A 17,880-nucleotide genomic window follows, 5' to 3' on the forward strand; every position below is an offset into this window, starting at 1 on the left:
GCAGTTCATAAATATAGGTAACGCCAGGTCCACTTTTACAACCTGTTTTGCAAAATATTTTTTTAAAATAAATCTCCGTAGGTTATAGCGGCTCTGCTAATGCGTCGAAGCAAGCTTACAAGACTCTTGTTCCCCTACACCAACGATTCGCAGACAGGTATTGCGTGTATGTTAAGAGCATAAGCTATTGGATGTACAGAGAAGCTACAGGAGGGAAACATGCCTAGAAAAATATGGTGGAAGGAAGCCGTTGTATATCAGATTTACCCGATCAGTTTTCAGGATTCTGACGGAGACGGTAAAGGAGACTTGCGAGGCATTTTGTCCAGGCTGGATTATTTGTGTGAGCTGGGTATTGATGTAATTTGGATTTGTCCGGTATATAAATCGCCTAATCACGATAACGGATATGATATTAGCGATTATTATGCCATTATGGATGAGTTTGGAACAATGGAGGATTTTGACGAACTGCTTCACCAGGCGCATGAACGAGGCATCAAAATCATGATGGATTTGGTATTAAACCATACATCGGATGAGCATCCGTGGTTTACGGAGTCACGCTCGTCCAAGGATAATCCGAAGCGGGACTACTACATATGGCGAACAGGCAAAAATGGCGGATATCCGAACAACTGGGAATCGTATTTTTCCGGTTCAGTGTGGAAATATGACAAGCTTACAGACGAATATTACATGCATCTATATTCCGAGCATCAGCCAGATCTGAACTGGGAAAATGAAGAGATGGTGAGCGAGCTCTACCGCATGGTGGAATGGTGGCTGAAAAAGGGAGTCGATGGCTTCCGTTTTGACGCCATTGCCCATATTGTCAAAGCGGAGGGGCTGCCGGATGCCGATAATCCTGACAAACGAACCTTGGTACGTGCCTATCAGCTCTTTTCCAATCTGGAACAGGTACATGTGCTTCTACGGATGCTGAATGAAAAATTACTGGAGCGTTATCCCTTAATGACAGTTGGCGAAACGTCTGGTTTAGGACCGGAACAGGCGCTTGATTATGTGGGGGACCAGCGGCATGAGCTGAATATGGTTTTCCAGTTTGAACACATGTTTATTGATGCACAAGGGCTAGGGACGGAAAAATGGAAATCCAAGCCGTGGACACTGGTGGAGCTGAAAAAAATAATGAGCAGCTGGCAGACAGTGCTTCATGAGGAAGGATGGAATGCCAATTATCTGAACAATCATGATCAGCCGCGGGCCCTCTCGCGATTTGCTAATGATGGACAATATCGCGTAGAGTCAGCCAAAATGCTGGCAACCTTCACACATATGTTAGAGGGTACGCCTTATATTTATCAAGGTGAGGAAATTGGCATGACGAATATCGCATTCCCGTCAATTGATGATTATCGGGATGTGGAAACGTTGAATTATTATGAGCAGCAACGGAAGATCGGTGAGTCTGAGGAACAGATTATGGCAGAGATCTGGCGGAAAAGTCGGGATAATGCGCGTACTCCCATGCAATGGAATGCTGGACCTTCAGCCGGATTTACCGATGGAGAGCCGTGGATGAAGATTAATGATAACTACACACACATTAATGCAGAGGCAGAAAGAAATAATCCGGACTCGATTTTCCACTATTATCGCAAGTTGATTGCTCTGCGCAAACAACATGAGGTCATAGTCTATGGCCAATACAAGCTGCTGTTGCCGCTAGATACGGAGCTGTATGTATTCACTCGTTTGCTGGGAGAAGAGCGTTTGCTGGTCATTTTGAATTTCTTTGATCGTGATCCGGTGTACCACTGGCCCGAGGAGGACTTTCCTGTCGCTAAGGCGGAGTTGCTGTTGTCCAACTACGAGCCGGTACAAGGGGAACAACTGCACGCCTTGAAGCTGCGCCCCTATGAAGCCCGAGTGTATAAGCTAAGCGTGCAATAGGCGTTGCTATCTGTAGAATGGTAAAAGGAAGGGAAGGTTCATAGAGAGACCTTCCCTTTCTTGGCGTTTGGCTAAATGGTAACTGTTTCAGCCAACTCACGTATTTTGGCGATAATCAGGTCTTCTTGATTTTCCCCCTCATTAGGGATCGATTCAGTCGCGAAGGCAGCCAGTTCAGCATGGTGATGAATCATGACAGCATGGTGTGCCTCCCTGAACATCGGTATATCATTCGCATCATTGCCGAAGGCGATAAATTGACGGGGCTGCACACCAAGCTTCTGAAGTGCGTTCCATTTGTGGATATTCTGTGGGCTGATGTCCAGCACTTGTTCATTACGGTGTTGATGGATGACCACGCCGAGCGGCGAAAGCTTGGCGGCCAGCTCATCCATATCGTCAGCAGTTAAAATGAGCATTTTTACGATGGATTTCAGGGAAGCCAAAGGCAGCTTTTGCGCCAACTTGCTGATATCCACATTGTTGAGTATAGGATGATCAGCTGCACCCGTATATGCATAATCCCACTCGCTGTCAATCAGGTAGGTGGTTTGGTGTTCCTCCAGTAGTGCGAGCAAGGCATTCTTCACATCTGGTAAAAAGGATTCCACGTGAGTTATACTGCCTTGTTGGGAGATCATAGAGCCGTTGCCACCAATCAGAGCATAGGTGTGAAAGCGTTTAGGAAGTACGGGTAACATGTCGCGAATCGGCCGTGCCGAGGCAAAAATGACTTCATGTCCCGATCGGGACAATTGTTCCAGACAGCTTGCGATCTTATCCGACACACACTGACCCTTAAAGCAAATCGTTCCATCCAGATCAAATACAAAATGCATGATATACCTCCAAAAAATAGTGCTTTCCAATTCATTTCTTACAGTCATTATATCCATTACCTTCCTTGGTCGTAAACTAAAAAGCCCGATTCACACTGGCTACCATGGGCAGGTGTGGATCGGGCTCATTATGATATCGACTCATTAAATTCAATTACTATTTAGTGATAATGTTTCACCTTAAGGTCGTCTAGACTTTTAAACTCATACCCTTGCTTGCGAGCCTCGTCGATGATAGAAGCAAGCGCCTCGGCATTGTCCTTGGATACGGAATGGAGCAGAATAACCGCACCAGGATGGAGCTGACGCATGACTTGACGATAGGCATAGTCCGTTCCTTGCTGTATATTTGTGTCCCAGTCCTTGTAAGCTACAGACCAGAATACGCTCGTATATCCGGCTTCTCGACAGGAAGCCAATGCTTTTTCACTAAAAATGCCGCGAGGCGGCCGGACATATTTCATTTCTTTTTGCCCGGTTAGCTCTGCCGATGCATTTCGTACCCGATCCAGCTCAGACCGGATCTCTGCCGAAGAAATGGTGCTCATATCAGGATGGCTCCATGAATGGTTTCCGATAATATGACCCTCACTTGCCATGCGTCGCATCAAAGCAGGCTGGTCTTTTACAAAATGCCCTGTCACAAAGAAGGCGGCTGGGACCTTTTTGGCCTTCAATACATCCAGCACTTTCGGAGTATACCCATTCTCATAGCCGTTGTCGAAAGTGAGAAATAATTCTTTTTTAGTCGTATCCCCCAGAAAGATGCCACCTTGTCTTTCGATCAGGTGCATAAAGCCTTCTTGTGCGATAGAAGGCAGCTCCCCTCCCTTACTTTTTTTAAATCCAAAATGATAAGGCTGTCCGTCAACAGTCTGAGTGGCCCATGCGGGTTCCGCCGTAACTGCCAACATCCCCATAACTGCAACGCATAGCCACAAGGTAAATATTCGCTTCATCTATGTTCCTCCGCTTCCGTCCCGTTCGGGTAAGGTGTGTATGCTTCGGCATATTTCATACCATCTGCAATACCATGCTGATTTATGCAAGGACATGGACTAACCAGACTCAAAACACATATTGACATGAATATTAAATCGAAGTAGTATACTTTATAAAACTTACTAGAATACTCGGATTTAATTCGATCGTTCATGCCAAAGAAAAGAAATCAGCTCAGAACATCTTACATACTTGTGAGAACGGAAGGAGTTAGGACTCATGATTGAACTTAGGAATGTATCCAAAACCTACGTGAGAAAAGGCCTAAGTATTGAAGCGTTAAAAAATATAAATATCAAAGTGGATAAAGGAGATATCTTCGGGTTTATCGGATTCAGTGGCGCAGGGAAAAGTACGCTGATCCGTTTGGTCAATCGTCTGGAGAAGGTAACCAGCGGAGAGGTTCTTGTTGAGGGGGAACAGTTAAATACCTACTCGACCTCTGGGCTTCGGAAGGTAAGGAAGAAGATCGGAATGATTTTTCAGCATTTTAATCTGCTGGAATCGAAAACAGTGTTCGACAACATTGCAATTCCGTTGGTGCTGCTTAAGCGCAACAAACGGGAAATAGAGGGGCGTGTAAAAGAGCTCTTGGCGTTCATAGGATTGTCCGACAAGGCGAATAGCTATCCCAACGAGCTTTCCGGCGGACAAAAGCAGCGTGTAGGGATTGCACGGGCGCTTGCGAGCAACCCGTCCATTTTGCTCTGTGATGAGGCAACCTCGGCACTTGATCCGCAGACCACACAGTCTATTCTCGACTTGCTTCGCAAAATCAATAAGGAATACAAGATCACCATTTTGATCATTACCCATGAGATGTCGGTGATTCAGCGAATTTGCAATAAGGTAGCCGTAATGGAAAAGGGGGAAATCATAGAGCAGGGCAATGTCCTGGAGGTATTCGGGCAGCCGCAGCACCCAACGACACAGAGCTTTGTACGCACGGTCATTCACGATACGGTACCCGAGAGTGTGCTGCAAACGTTCGAACAGCAAGAATCGCAGCGAATATACAAGCTGGAATTTATAGGGCAGGTTGCTTCTGATCCGGTGGTTCATGAATTGATTCGGCAGCATGATATCCACGTGAACATTTTGTTTGCCAACATGACGGAGATTCAAGAAACGACAATTGGCTATATGACGATCCAACTGCGCGGCGGACAGCATGCCGTTCAGCAGGCTGTTGATTTTCTCAAGAGCAAAGGAGTCCATATTCAGGAGGTAGAGAGTCTATGATGATTACAGGAACTACGATCACCTGGGATCAACTGTGGGAAGCTTTGTATGAATCCGTGCTCATGGTCAGCATATCATTATTCATTGGTGCCCTGATCGGTATCCCTATCGGTATTTTACTCGTCATCACTCGTCCGGGTGGAATTCTGGAGAACAAATGGCTGCATAATATTTTGAATCCGATTATTAATATTGTTCGTTCCTTACCGTTTATTATCTTGCTGATTGCGATCATTCCGTTAACCCGTCTGATTGTGAATACATCCATTGGGACCAGTGCGGCAATTGTCCCCTTGATTGTATATATTGCGCCATATATCGGCAGGCTGGTCGAAAACTCGCTGTTGGAGGTGAATCCGGGGATACTGGAGGCAGCAGATGCGATGGGGGCGACTCCATTCCAGGTCATTCGATACTTTTTGCTTCCTGAGGCATTCAGTTCTCTGATTTTGTCGTTAACGACAGCATCTATTGGTCTGATTGGTGCTACTGCTATGGCTGGTGCGGTCGGTGGAGGCGGAATTGGCGATCTGGCGATCGCGTATGGCTATCAACGTTTTGATACGCTGGTTATGCTGATTACCGTCATCATTCTAGTCTTGTTTGTTCAAGGTGTTCAGTCCTTGGGAAACCTGCTCTCCCGCAAAGCACGTAGGGGTTAAATTAGATGTTTTTCTTTTTTACCTATTGTCTGTTCATAGCTTGTAATTTTATAATCCATGCGTTCCAATACGTTGTTCATATCTTCCATTTTTGCAATGAGCTGCTTACGCTGCTCCATTAGGAGTTCTTTTCTAGCATTTATCGTTTCATCACCCTGCTGGAACAACCTAACGTACTCAATCAAAATTTCAATGGGAAGCCCTACGCCTCGCATGCATTTGATATATTCAACCCATCTGCAGTCTTCTTCCGTGTAATCCCTGATTCCACTTTTATTACGGTTCACACGCGGAATAAGTCCGATGCGTTCATAATAGCGGAGTGTATCCTGAGATAGTTCGAATTTTTTGCTTACTTCTGCGATTAACATGCAGACTTCACCTCCTGATTTCTGATCAAGAAACGCCCTATGTAAATGGATAGGGCGTTCTTGTCGTTTCTTATTTCGAAACTGTCATTTCATCCATATTTACTGAGCGCCAACTACCGGATGAGGAACATATGGCTCTTCCAGCAATGCAATTTCTTCAGGTGTTAACGTAATCGAAAGAGCAGCTACTGCATCTTCGAGATGAGACGTTTTCGTAGCACCGATAATGGGAGCTGTTACCGGTTCTTTCTGTAGCAACCAGGCAAGTGCGATTTGAACGCGAGGAACTCCACGTTTTTCTGCGATGGCCGCAACCTGCTCCACGATCAATCGATCGGTATCGGCAGTCGCATCGTATTTAGATTTCGCAACCTGATCGGTTTCGGAACGATGTGTTGTTTCCTGCACATCACGCGTCAATCTTCCACCTGCAAGCGGGCTGTATGGAATCACACCGATTTTTTCTTCTTTACAAAGCGGCAGCATCTCTCTTTCCTCTTCACGATATAAGAGATTTAAATGATTCTGCATTGATACAAATCGGGTCCATCCATTCTTTTCAGCAACATGTAACGCCTTCAGAAACTGCCATGCGTACATGGCAGAAGCACCAATATATCTTGCCTTCCCAGCCTTCACAACATCATGTAATGCTTCCATCGTCTCTTCAATAGGGGTATTGTAATCCCAGCGATGGATTTGGTACAGATCCACATAATCTGTCCCCAGTCGCTTAAGGCTCTTATCTATTTCACTCATGATAGCCTTTCGGGAAAGTCCCGCACCATTCGGGCCTTGATGCATACGGAAATGAACCTTTGTCGCGAGGACAATTTCATCTCGATTCGCATAATCCTTTAAAGCCCGTCCAACAATTTCTTCGCTAGTTCCATCTGAATATACATTCGCGGTATCAAAAAAATTAATACCTAGCTCCAGGGCATTTTTTATAATTGGACGACTGCGCTCTTCATCTAGTATCCATGGGTGAATCCACCGTTCTGCAACCCCAAAGCCCATACACCCAAGACAAAGCCGGGATACATCCAAACCGGTATTTCCAAGTTTCACATAGTCCATTTAATTATACCTCGCTTTCCTAGATATTGTTTTCTTCAAATGTAGTCTACTCCAGCTACTTACACCGGATATTATTACATTTGGAGTTCACTCCAAGTCAAGCGATTTTGTTGCGTGATGCCATCATATAGGTCTTATTGTTCAGAATCGGTTCAGTGGGACTTCGTATAATTTTCTTAGCATAGTTCCTTGGTTGCATAATCCGTAGAACTAAACATGACTAAAGACTTTGATAAAGCAGGATATATGCCAATAAATAGCGTCTAGGAGTGGAAATGTTGAAACTTGTAAAACGAAATAAATGGATTGCATCTGCGATGGTATTAGGTATTGCTTCAGGCTCAATCGTATCTCTGCCTTGGATGGGCGGCGCTCAGACTGCTTATGCAGCAACAGCAGATACGCAAAGCGAAACTGGATTTGTAGCACAAGCTCGCACCTTGGGTTTGATGACAGGCGGTAAGCAGGGCGATTTTATGGCGCAAAAGAATTTGACCCGCGCAGAGGCGGCTAAAATTTTGTGCAGTCTGTTCCAGTTGGAAGTTAACAATCAGCCGCAAACTTCTTTTATGGATGTATCGTCTGATGCATGGGGCGCTCCCTATATTGAGGCTGTACGTGCAGCCGGGTATATGACAGGCAACGGGGAACTGTTCCGTCCGGGGGATGCCATTACCAAGGAAGAACTGATCGTATCGCTAGTACGTGCAATGGACTTACAGGATGCCAGCACAGCGAATGCACAGCAAAATGCAGTTCAGGTTGCCCGCTCTTACGGTCTGTTATCAGAGGATGCTTCTGCAACGGATTTGAAAAATCCATTGAACCGGGAGAGTGGTGCAGAAGTATTCGTCAGCCTGCTGGATCATCCGGTAGGAGAAGTGAAATCAGAGGGCAATACCGTTCGCATCGGAAATATCCCTTACCAGTTGGAAGGGTCTTTGCAAGGTTTGTTCGGTGAAAATAACAAAGCTGTATTAAAAGGGGCGAAATTCGACCTTAACCGTAACTTGCGTACGCTGACAGGTGTGAATAAGCTGGAAATTAACGCAGACGGTGGCGTTTTTGATGGCAAGGGTGTGTCTTTTGAGGGGCGCCTGATCGTTAATGGCTCGGTAACCTTGAAGAACATGTCCTCCACAGGGGTATTGGAAATCAAAGGTACAGGGAATCAGCCTGTATCGGCCATTTTAGAAAATACGGCATGGTCCGGTGTGGAGCTGGGCTCTAAGGATGCCAAGCTGAGAGCAACCGGGACAACGAAGATTGACAACCTGACGCTGAAAGATGATGCATCGATCGTGACCGAAGGAAATGCCGCGATTAGCCGCGTTTCGTTGCAACAGGGACTGGGCAAGCTGTTGGTTAGCGGTAGTATTGGTTTGCTGGATGCATCACAATATGTGGGTGTTCCTTTTATTACGCTGGCTAAGGGGGCTGCAATCAACCAGCTTAACCTGCCGGAACAAAAACAGCCACAGGATGTTATCATTAACTATGATGCGATGAAAGAAGCTGTTAGTCTCGTAAATGGTACGAAGAACTCATCCTCTGCTGGATCGGTTGTCACGGACACAGATAGCAAAGATAAGAAAAAACACGATAGTGACATTATCAGCGTAGACCGCAGTCAGCTGGAGACAGAAGTCCATGCAGCCAAAGAACTACTGGAGCGTGCAGGTGAGGGTGGAACGGATCAGGCGCTTTACACGGCCGCAGCGAAGGAAAGCCTGTCCATAGCAATCAATCAAGCTATGCTGGTACTGAACAATACAGCAGCTACACAGGCAGAGGTAGATCAAGCGCTCAGCACATTGAAGCAGGATGTTTCTGTGTACACAGCCTCAGCCACAGAACCAGTGATTGGGACACAGGAATTAACTAGACTGATTCAGGTAGCTTCGACTACCCTTGAACAAAACCGAATGGTTGGCGACGAATTCCCGCCTCTTTGGGATGAATCACTAAGTCAAGCTATTCAATTTGGCAACAATGTGTTGGAAGGGAATGCTCCTCAAAATATTGTGGATCGGGAAGTAGTAAGCTTGCGTCGAGTAATTGAAGTCTACAATGCATCAGTAAAACTCAGAGATACCTATCTGCATTTTCTCGATGTAACGGATCGTGTGGAGAATATGAAAACTGACAAAGCGCGTTACAAGTCCTTAGTGAGGGAAGGATTAAGTGTATATGTGAACCCATTAGCTACAACTGAGCAGTTGGACGAATGGACACGAAAAATAAAAGATACGACAGAAGCATTTCTGGCATTGCAAGCAGCAGACTTTTCAGTGCTAAAAAATACTTTACAAGAAGCGCAGGTTATCTACGATCAGAGTGGCTCTCAAAATGTTGAACTGGGCAACCTCATTCAGGAATATACAGAGAAGATGCACACCGCTATGACGCAGCAGGACGTATTGACCTTGAACATGGAGCTGAGTCAAAGACTTGCGGAATTCACTGCTCCAGTGCCTGCTACAATTCGGGAAAAACTGCAGCAGCTGGTTCAAGACATTCATCTAAAACTGCTGTCTAACCCTGTAGCTCGTAATTACTTGAATACGGAAATGCTGTCTTTAGAGCAACAAACAGCACAAGCCAACTTTGCACTCATTATGCCGTTTACTCCTGAGGAGCAATTGGTGATCTCTTATAATCAATTAAGTCAGGCTAAAGGGACCTATATTGAAAAATATAACGAGAAAAGACTACAATTGAGAGCCGAAATCATTGAAATGCAGGCATCGATCATTGGATTTTTGGTGCAAAATTCAGGCGCATTAAGCGCTGAAGCCCAGCAAGCCTTGTCTTCTGCATCAGAGCATGCCTCCATTTTCTTAGGTCTGCCTAGATTTGAATTGCAAGACGTGGTTCCTGTATACGAGGAGTTGCAACAGGTACAGAGCCAGTATGCTGTACCAATAGCAGTGGATACTACGTTGTTAAGTTTCAACATAAATTTAGCTAATAATGAAGTTCAGACGTTCGGCCGTCATTATACCGAACAAGATAACGAAGAACTTCAAGGGTCAATTAATCAGGCAAACCTTGTGCTTAATAATCCGGATAGCACACAGCTGCAGGTAGACCAGGCTAACACGGATTTGATTACAGCGTTTGCGAACTACCAATCCAAATGGATAGTAACTGATCAGGATATCAATGAGCTCAAGACCATTGCGAACAATCTGCTCACAGCAAATGGTACAGATCCTACGACGGTCTACTTTCACAGAGTAGTGGATGCATTCAATCGTCTGGACCAGTATTATCCTATGCCGGAAATTAAGAAAAATTATATGAATCTGGAAGATGCGATTCAGGAGTATAAAGATTTTGTAGCCAGCCAGCAACAAAACAGCGGAACAGGAAGCAGCGACAGCAGTGGTGGAGCAACGCCGCCAAGCGATAGCAGCGGAACAGGAAGCAGTGACAGCAGTGGTGGAGCAACGCCGCCAAGCGATAGCAGCGGAACAGGAAGCGGCGACAGTAGTGGTGGAGCAACGCCGCCAAGCGATAGCAGCGGAACTGGAAGCAGTGACAGCAACGGTCGAGAAACACCACCAAGCGATAGCAACGGAACAGGAAGCAGTGACAGTAGTAGTGGAGCAACGCCACCAAGTGATAACAGCGGAGACGATTCAGGCTCGATTCCTGGCGGTGGTAATGATGAAGGCATGATTCCTTAATAAGGGAAATACAGGAAGTAAAGGATGTATAGAAGGGGACGATTCCGCACAGATTTTTGTCTGCGGCGGGCGTCCCTTTTTGCATGGGGAGCGCTTCTAATACAGCTGGTTAGAATAACCGATACTAAAAGATAGACGATATTGAAAAGAGCGGGGGATTTATGAAAAAACAGGGCGTTTTATTTTTTATTATACTTCTGCTTGCGGTTGCGTTGCCGGTGTATCCGTTGGTGTCGGGTGTTTTATCCGGGAACAGTCATTGGAAAGCTCACAACGGTGTTATTGATTTGCGTAATTGGCACCCCGAAAAGGAAGGCCCTGTACAGCTGGGAGGGGAGTGGGAATTTTACCCCAATCAGCTTGTGCAACCTTCAGCCTTTCATGAAATGCAAGATAAGGATTGGGGAAATCATCAGAGTTCTTCAGAGTTGAAGCTGGAAACGAGATCTTCTGCCAAGATTGTGGATGTGCCTGGTAGATGGAATCAGTGGATGCCTGAGGGACAGGCGACCGGATATGGAACCTATCATATTCGTATCCTGTTGCCTGAAAAAGCGGAAAATCTGTACGGCATCTATATGCAAAACATTCGGAGTTCCAGCCGAGTATGGATTGACGGAGCAGAGGTAGGAGCGAGTGGTATTCCCTCTGTTTCTGCCGACAAAGGCAAGCAGGGCAATGCTCCTTATGTTGGATTTGCAGCGGTAGATGGACAATCGGTAGATATTACCGTGCATGTGGCTAATTATAGTTATTCCTCCGGTGGGATCATTTACCCATTGTTATTTGGGGATTACGAGAGTATTACGCATAGCCGGGAAGTTGCAATGGCAGAGGACACCGTACTGATAGCGGGTTTTTTTATGCCTACCGTATTTTTTATCATGCTGTATCTTTTACGTAAAAAGGAGAAGGCATTGCTTTACTTAGGATGCTTTTGCATCGCGGCTTTATTTTACATTCTGACACATGGAGAAAAGCTGCTGGTCTGGGGAATACCGGACTTACCTTATGAATGGATACTGAAAATACAGTCGTTCTCTTCAACGCTGTTCTACTATTTTTTGATCCGGTATGTTCATCTTTCGACGCAGATTGTTATGAATCGGATCGTGCTGCGCCTCTATAATATTACAACCGCACTGATGCTAGGTATGGGGCTAATGTTGCCTACACTGATACTCTCATCCTTTGAAGCGTTTATTCTTCTTTTTGGCGTAGTTAGTGTGGGATATGTATTACTGATCTTGATTCGTGGACTTCTTCAACGGACGGATGACGCTGCACTGCTAGTCATTAGTATTATGAGCATACTTATGATTGTAGTGACTAGTTTTGTGTATATTTTGGGCTGGGGAGATGTGCGCGGGGTGACAGCCTATGAAATGCTCATATTCGTATTGGCTCAAACGCTTCTGCTGGCCAAACGTTTTGTACATTCGTTTATGGAGGTTGAGAACCTGTCACGACGGTTGCTAACACTGGATGGGTTAAAGGACGAATTCCTGGCGAACACGTCACATGAGTTGCGCACTCCTCTACATGGAATTATTAATATCGCTCAATCCATGCTAGACCGTTACGGGGCACAATTCAATGAGCCGCAAAAGCACAACTTGTCCTTGATTGCGAATGTAGGACGAAGACTTTCTTATTTAATTAACGATATTCTGGATTTTTCTAATTTGAAAAATGGAAGATTAGCCTTAAATCGTCGGCCTGTTAATGTACAGGCAGCTGTAAATTCCGTGCTGGAGGTATTGGGTCATACGGTGGGTAAGAAAAAGCTGCAATTCGTCAAAGAATGGCCCAATTCGTTACCCAAGGTGGATGCGGATGAGGATCGGCTGATTCAGATTTTGTACAATTTGTTGGGTAATGCGGTGAAATTTACGGAGGAAGGCGAAATCGTAATCTCTGCCAAAGCGGGGAACCGCGAAATGGAAATCAGTGTGAAGGATACCGGGTCCGGTATTGCCCAGGAGCATCTTTCGCATATATTTGAACCTTTTAACCGAGGGGCAAATGCTGAGGATGAAGGATACAGTGGGACAGGGCTTGGATTAGGAATAGTCCGTCGCCTGGTGGAGTTGCATGGTGGTCATATCCGGGTAGAATCTAGATTGGGCAAGGGTTCGACCTTTTATTTTACACTACCCTTGGCGCAGACCGGAACGTTGGCACATGAAGCTCAAAAAGATGTTTCGTCTGCGGTTATATTGCAGCCTGGCGTGACGTCGGGTCAGAATGTGATTCCGCATGAAGAGGATGCACTGGAGCAAGTTCAGACTGTTCCCTACAAAGTGCTGGCTGTAGATGATGATGAGGTTAATCTTCGGGTGCTGGAGGAGCTATTATATACCACAGGTTGTAGCGTGGTGGCAGTGGATCATGCCGAGGAGGCACTTCACATGCTGAATGGCCGTACCCGATTTGACCTAGTCATTACGGATTGGATGATGCCGGAAATGTCCGGTATTGAGCTGTGCCGACGGATACGGGAACGGTATTCCCTGTCCGAGCTACCAGTGTTGCTGCTGACGGCACGCGACCTGCCCGGCGATATCCGCGCGGGTTTTATGGCGGGAGCTAATGATTTTCTACGTAAGCCTGTTGATGCTGAGGAATTAAAGGCGCGTGTGCGCACGCTGTTGAACATGCGTCATTCGGCAGAGGAAGCGGTGCGTTCGGAAATGGCCTTTTTACAGGCACAAATTAAGCCGCATTTTCTGTACAATGCATTGAATGTTATTGTATCGACCGTAGCCGTAGACCCGGATAAAGCAGCGGAGCTGCTCATGGAGCTGAGTCAGTATTTGCGGGGCAGTTTTGATTTTCAGAACAGGGAGAATACGGTACCGTTATCCAAGGAGCTGGAATTGGTAGAATCGTATGTGGCACTGGAAAAAGCACGATTTGAAGAACGTTTGCAGGTGACCGTAGAGGTAGGAAGGAACATCCGGTCGCTTATCCCGCCATTAAGCATTCAGCCTATCGTGGAAAATGCGATACGACATGGTGTGATGCAACGGGCAACAGGTGGAACCGTGCGAGTGGTTGTGCAGGAGGATGGAACCGATTTTGTAGTCAGCGTGACCGATGACGGCGTAGGGATTCCGTCCGAGCGACTGGAACAGCTGTTGTCGGAGGATCATGTATCTTCCAGCGTGGGACTGCGGAATATCCATCGCCGTCTTATCCATATGTATGGAGAAGGATTGCGGATTGAAAGTAATTCAATGCAAGGGACGACGGTAAGCTTCCGTGTGCCGGAAACGATCTCGCCCCGGAATACCGATGAATAAAAAAAGTACAGTACATTTGTCGGAAAAGCTAATGTCGCGTCCGCGATGATACGATATATAAAATATAAGGAATTAAAAATTGTAAGGATAAAGCAGATAGCATGTAAATAGAGCATCATGATGGATGGTTGCAGCAGGAAGGGAGTACAGACACAAATGAAGGCGATTTTGATTGATGATGAGCGGTCGGCATTAACCTACTTGGAACGGTTGCTGGAGGCGGACGGACGGTTAACGGTAATGGGCAAATATACGTCTGCACAAGCAGGGCTGGATCATCTGGCGGTAGAACGTGCGGATATTGTTTTTATAGATATCGGAATGCCAGAGATGAATGGTCTGGAGGCCGCCGAGTGGATTCAACAGCTGGATTCCCATATTCATATCGTCTTTGTGACCGCGTACTCGGAATATGCTATTGAAGCGTTCGAACTGCAAGCACTGGATTACTTGTTAAAGCCCGTTCATGCCCGGCGGCTATCCAAAACGTTAGATCGGATTGCAGCCACGCTGGCTGATCCTCGTTCTTCCAGCTTGGGAGTTGCAGCAGAGCAATCCCCCAAGGTACGTTGTTTTCAAAAGCTTGAAATTTTGGAGGATGGACAGGAAGCCGTAGGAGCGAAACCCTTCAAATGGCGCACATTAAAGTCACAGGAGCTATTTTCCTTTTTACTACACCATGAAGGGGAATGGGTGAGCAAAGAACAATTGCTGGATGCGCTATGGCCTGAATATCATTTGGACAAGGCTGTTGTTCACCTGCACACGTCCATTTACCAAATCCGCAAGGCATTGAAAGAACGGATGCAAGATACGAAGCTGGAATACAATCTGGATCGCTACCGCTTGAACCGCAATGGCTGGATTACAGATGTGGAGCTATTCGAGCGGGGAATATCCGAATGGGCTGCATCCGGTAGCGGCGGTACGCCGCGTATTGAGAGCCTGTTGGCTCTATACCGTGGCAACTATCTGGAGGAGTACGATTACCCGTGGGCGTATGCAAAAAGGGAGAAGCTGCGCAGTATGTATCTGGCATGTGCTTCTGAGCTGGCGAGAGACGAGCTTCGCTCAGGTCGTACCCGGCAGTCTGTTCAGCGCTTACTCAGCCTCCAGCAACGGGAGCCGTACTCAGACGATATCTGCGGTCTGCTGCTGACCGCCTATGCCCAACTGGGCGATTATACCGCTGCTCAAAAGCATTATGAAAGCTTCGTCAGAATACTGGAAGATGAGTTGGGTGTTGAGCCGCAGCAGGTGACGCACCAGTTGTACGTGCAATTGAAAACACAGACGCTACCTGCGTAAACTGCTGTACTGGCTCAGGTAGCGCTAAAAAACCGCTTCAAGGTATCTCCTTGGAGCGGTTTTTTGCATGGATGGAAATTTCGTTTTTTTGTGTGAATCACCGAGCCTCTTTTCTCTATGATCCGCTATTCGCCGCTACCTGTTTTCTACAGTGGCATATTCATATAGCATATCTCTTCACGGTTGAGTCGTAATTGAGAGGTTTAAGGAACTCACGTATATATTTAAGGAGGTATTGCATTGGGAAGAACGAGACGAACTGGATTTAAGAATAAAAGAGTTTCGGTGGTCGTCAGACAATCTTCTTCAGCTCAGACAGGACAAGGCGGTAACCCCATTTCGATCAATGCTTCGGATGTTGGGGTAGTAAGAACAGATGTTAAAAATAAATAAACGGCTTGGATAGAAGTTCTTATTCGACGTAAAGAGACCATCAGGAACAAGTAAACATCTTGTTCCCGGTGGTCTCGCTTTTTTTGCCGTTATTCGGCAGGTACCTTCATCAGCATCCGCCTATATAGGCGGATGCCTTGCTTCCCGTCTTGACATCGTCCTCTTAAGCAGGTTTTACTGACCGAGCAGGTGCTGCCTTCAGTACAGCGTATCCGTAGGGTGGAAGCTTGGCGTGCAACCCCTTCGCTCCTATGGACCACTGGCTTTCGCCAAAGGCTAATTGCCATTCCTGCTCAGGAATGTCCAGTTCAAAAACGTGCTCCTCATCGGAACGGTTGAGCAGCACGAGCAGCACCTCTTCCTCGCTGCGGCGCTCGTAGGCAAGTGAGGTGCCCTCTGGCTGTGCCTCCAGAAAGGTGATGCTTCCCTGATCACGGAGGACCGGGTGCCCCTTACGAAGCGCAATCAGTTCGCGGTAAAAGTCGAACAGCTCGCGGTCCTGCTTGTCGGTGTCCCACTCCATGCACTTGCGGCAGCCTGGATCGGCATCTCCATCCAGACCGATCTCATCGCCGTAATAGATGCAGGGTGCGCCCATGTACGTGAACTGGAACAGGGCGGCCAGTCGCATCAGCCGCTTGTCATCCCCGCACAGTGTCAGCAGGCGTGGTGTGTCGTGGCTATCCAGCAGATTGAAGGCAACCTCGGATGCTTGCTGCGGATAGCGGGCCAGCTGTCGTCCGATGGCGAAGGCAAAGTTTTGGGCATCGGTCACTTTTTTGACGAAAAAATCATTCACCGCGTAGGTGAACGGATAATTCATCGTTGCATCGAATTGGTCCCCCTGAAGCCATTCAGACGATTCATTCCACATTTCACCCAAAATGTACGCATTCGGATTGGCCTGCTTGACTGTAGTGCGGAATTCCCGCCAAAAGGCGTGATCCACCTCGTCTGCCACATCCAGCCGCCAACCATCGATGCCGATTTCTTCGATCCAATGCTTTGCCACCTCCAGCAGGTACTTTTTCACCTCAGGATGTTCGGTGTTCAGCTTGGGCATCATCGGTTCCAGCCCGAATGTATCGTACGTCGGTGTGCCATCCACCACTTCCAGGGGAAAGCTATGTACATGGAACCAGTCCTTGTAAGGTGAGGCATCGCCTTTTTCCTGCACGTCAACGAACGGTTTAAACGTACGCCCTGAATGGTTGAAAACCGCATCAAGCAGCACCCGAATTCCTCGTTCGTGGCAGGCATCGATCAGTTTTTTTAATGTCTTTTTGTCCCCGAAATGCGGGTCCACCTCCATATAATCCTCTGTATCATATTTATGATTGGTCGTTGCCTTGAAGACAGGGGTCATATATATGGCGTTAATCCCTAGCTCGTTCAAGTGATCCAGGTGATCCAGAATCCCCTGTAGATCGCCACCGAAAAAATTGTCTCTTTGTGGCGTTCCGCCCCATGTCTCTGCACCTTCTGGGCTGATGGAGGGGTCACCGTTCGCAAAACGTTCCGGGAAAATCTGATAAAATACAGCATCCTTCACCCATACAGGTGGCTTCAGAATATCAATCGGGTTCAAAAACGGATATTGGAACAGACTGTCTGCGTTTTGAGGTTCCAGGGTGGTGAAGTCGTCCTCGTTCATCCAAATACGTTCCTCACCGTCTTCTAGCAAAAATCCATATTTCAGCCGACGATGAGTAGGTTTTACGCTGCATTCATAGTAATCAAACCTGCCATCGGTAGCGAATTTGGACATCGGGACAAGCTGTCGGGTGCGGTCCCAATCGTATTTATCTCCGGTGAGAGCATGAACGGTATTCAGGTCATTTTTCTTCGCACGTAGCCGTAGAAATATCGTTTCATCATTATAACCAAAAGCCCAATTGCGTTTCGGGTGATGGTATATCGCTTCCAGCAGCATCGGGTAGGCCTCCTTTTTTCACGAGCATTCAAATTTGAAAATGTGAAGCGTATGTCGTATAAGGTAGTTATTAACCTTTTTAAGTGGGTCATGTACCATAAATGCTATAATGCCCATTACATAAAAGAAAAACGAT

Annotated in this window: 12 protein-coding genes; 7 read left to right on the forward strand and 5 right to left on the reverse strand. The window is 46.7% G+C overall.

Annotated elements, in window-relative coordinates; translation table 11 throughout:
- Positions 1–219: 219 nt before the first annotated feature.
- Positions 220–1,917 (forward strand): alpha-glucosidase, encoded by a 1,698-nt coding sequence (locus MKY24_RS02325; protein WP_053324492.1) that lies wholly within the window; start codon positions 220–222, stop codon positions 1,915–1,917.
- A 71-nt stretch (positions 1,918–1,988) separates the two neighbouring features.
- Here MKY24_RS02325 and MKY24_RS02330 read toward each other — a convergent pair whose 3' ends face one another.
- Positions 1,989–2,756 carry an HAD-IIB family hydrolase gene (locus tag MKY24_RS02330; RefSeq protein ID WP_075153609.1) on the reverse strand — a complete coding sequence of 256 codons (768 nt, stop codon included), beginning with the start codon at positions 2,754–2,756 and terminating at the stop codon, positions 1,989–1,991.
- Positions 2,757–2,917: 161 nt separating this feature from the next.
- Positions 2,918–3,715: a delta-lactam-biosynthetic de-N-acetylase gene (gene pdaA / locus MKY24_RS02335; RefSeq protein WP_023986714.1), complete on the reverse strand. Its 798-nt coding sequence runs from the start codon at positions 3,713–3,715 to the stop codon at positions 2,918–2,920.
- A gap of 262 nt (positions 3,716–3,977) precedes the next feature.
- Between pdaA and MKY24_RS02340 the strand changes: the two genes are divergently transcribed.
- Both MKY24_RS02340 and MKY24_RS02345 read left to right on the forward strand, forming a co-directional pair.
- Entirely contained in the window at positions 3,978–5,000 is a 1,023-nt protein-coding gene (locus tag MKY24_RS02340) for an ATP-binding cassette domain-containing protein (protein ID WP_023986715.1), read from the forward strand.
- Positions 4,997–5,662: a methionine ABC transporter permease gene (locus MKY24_RS02345; RefSeq protein WP_023986716.1), complete on the forward strand. Its 666-nt coding sequence runs from the start codon at positions 4,997–4,999 to the stop codon at positions 5,660–5,662. Before MKY24_RS02340 ends, MKY24_RS02345 begins: the two co-directional genes overlap by 4 nt.
- Here MKY24_RS02345 and MKY24_RS02350 read toward each other — a convergent pair.
- The gene (locus MKY24_RS02350; RefSeq protein ID WP_279835079.1) at positions 5,659–6,033 is read right to left on the reverse strand and encodes a MerR family transcriptional regulator; all 375 of its coding nucleotides are present in this window, start codon (positions 6,031–6,033) and stop codon (positions 5,659–5,661) included. The two genes, MKY24_RS02345 and MKY24_RS02350, sit on opposite strands and share 4 nt — an antisense overlap.
- 99 nt (positions 6,034–6,132) lie before the next feature.
- The gene (locus MKY24_RS02355; protein ID WP_028541203.1) at positions 6,133–7,113 is read right to left on the reverse strand and encodes an aldo/keto reductase; all 981 of its coding nucleotides are present in this window, start codon (positions 7,111–7,113) and stop codon (positions 6,133–6,135) included.
- A 275-nt stretch (positions 7,114–7,388) separates the two neighbouring features.
- On the opposite strand from MKY24_RS02355, the gene MKY24_RS02360 reads away from it, so the two are divergent.
- The 4 genes from MKY24_RS02360 to MKY24_RS02375 all read left to right on the forward strand — a co-directional run bounded on the left by MKY24_RS02360 (position 7,389) and on the right by MKY24_RS02375 (position 15,811).
- Positions 7,389–10,805: an S-layer homology domain-containing protein gene (locus MKY24_RS02360; RefSeq protein ID WP_339201343.1), complete on the forward strand. Its 3,417-nt coding sequence runs from the start codon at positions 7,389–7,391 to the stop codon at positions 10,803–10,805.
- Positions 10,806–10,966: 161 nt separating this feature from the next.
- Entirely contained in the window at positions 10,967–14,110 is a 3,144-nt protein-coding gene (locus MKY24_RS02365; RefSeq protein WP_339201344.1) for an ATP-binding protein, read from the forward strand.
- 156 nt (positions 14,111–14,266) lie between these two features.
- Positions 14,267–15,418: a response regulator gene (locus tag MKY24_RS02370; RefSeq protein WP_339201346.1), complete on the forward strand. Its 1,152-nt coding sequence runs from the start codon at positions 14,267–14,269 to the stop codon at positions 15,416–15,418.
- 240 nt (positions 15,419–15,658) lie between these two features.
- The gene (locus tag MKY24_RS02375) at positions 15,659–15,811 is read left to right on the forward strand and encodes a hypothetical protein (RefSeq protein ID WP_167348614.1); all 153 of its coding nucleotides are present in this window, start codon (positions 15,659–15,661) and stop codon (positions 15,809–15,811) included.
- A gap of 163 nt (positions 15,812–15,974) precedes the next feature.
- On the opposite strand, the gene MKY24_RS02380 is transcribed toward MKY24_RS02375, so the two are convergent.
- Positions 15,975–17,744, reverse strand: coding sequence for an alpha-glycosidase (locus MKY24_RS02380; RefSeq protein ID WP_339201348.1), 1,770 nt, complete (start codon positions 17,742–17,744; stop codon positions 15,975–15,977).
- Positions 17,745–17,880 lie beyond the last annotated feature (136 nt).

The sequence above is a fragment of the Paenibacillus sp. FSL P2-0322 genome (assembly GCF_037975315.1).
In the GTDB taxonomy this organism is placed as follows: domain Bacteria; phylum Bacillota; class Bacilli; order Paenibacillales; family Paenibacillaceae; genus Paenibacillus; species Paenibacillus polymyxa_B.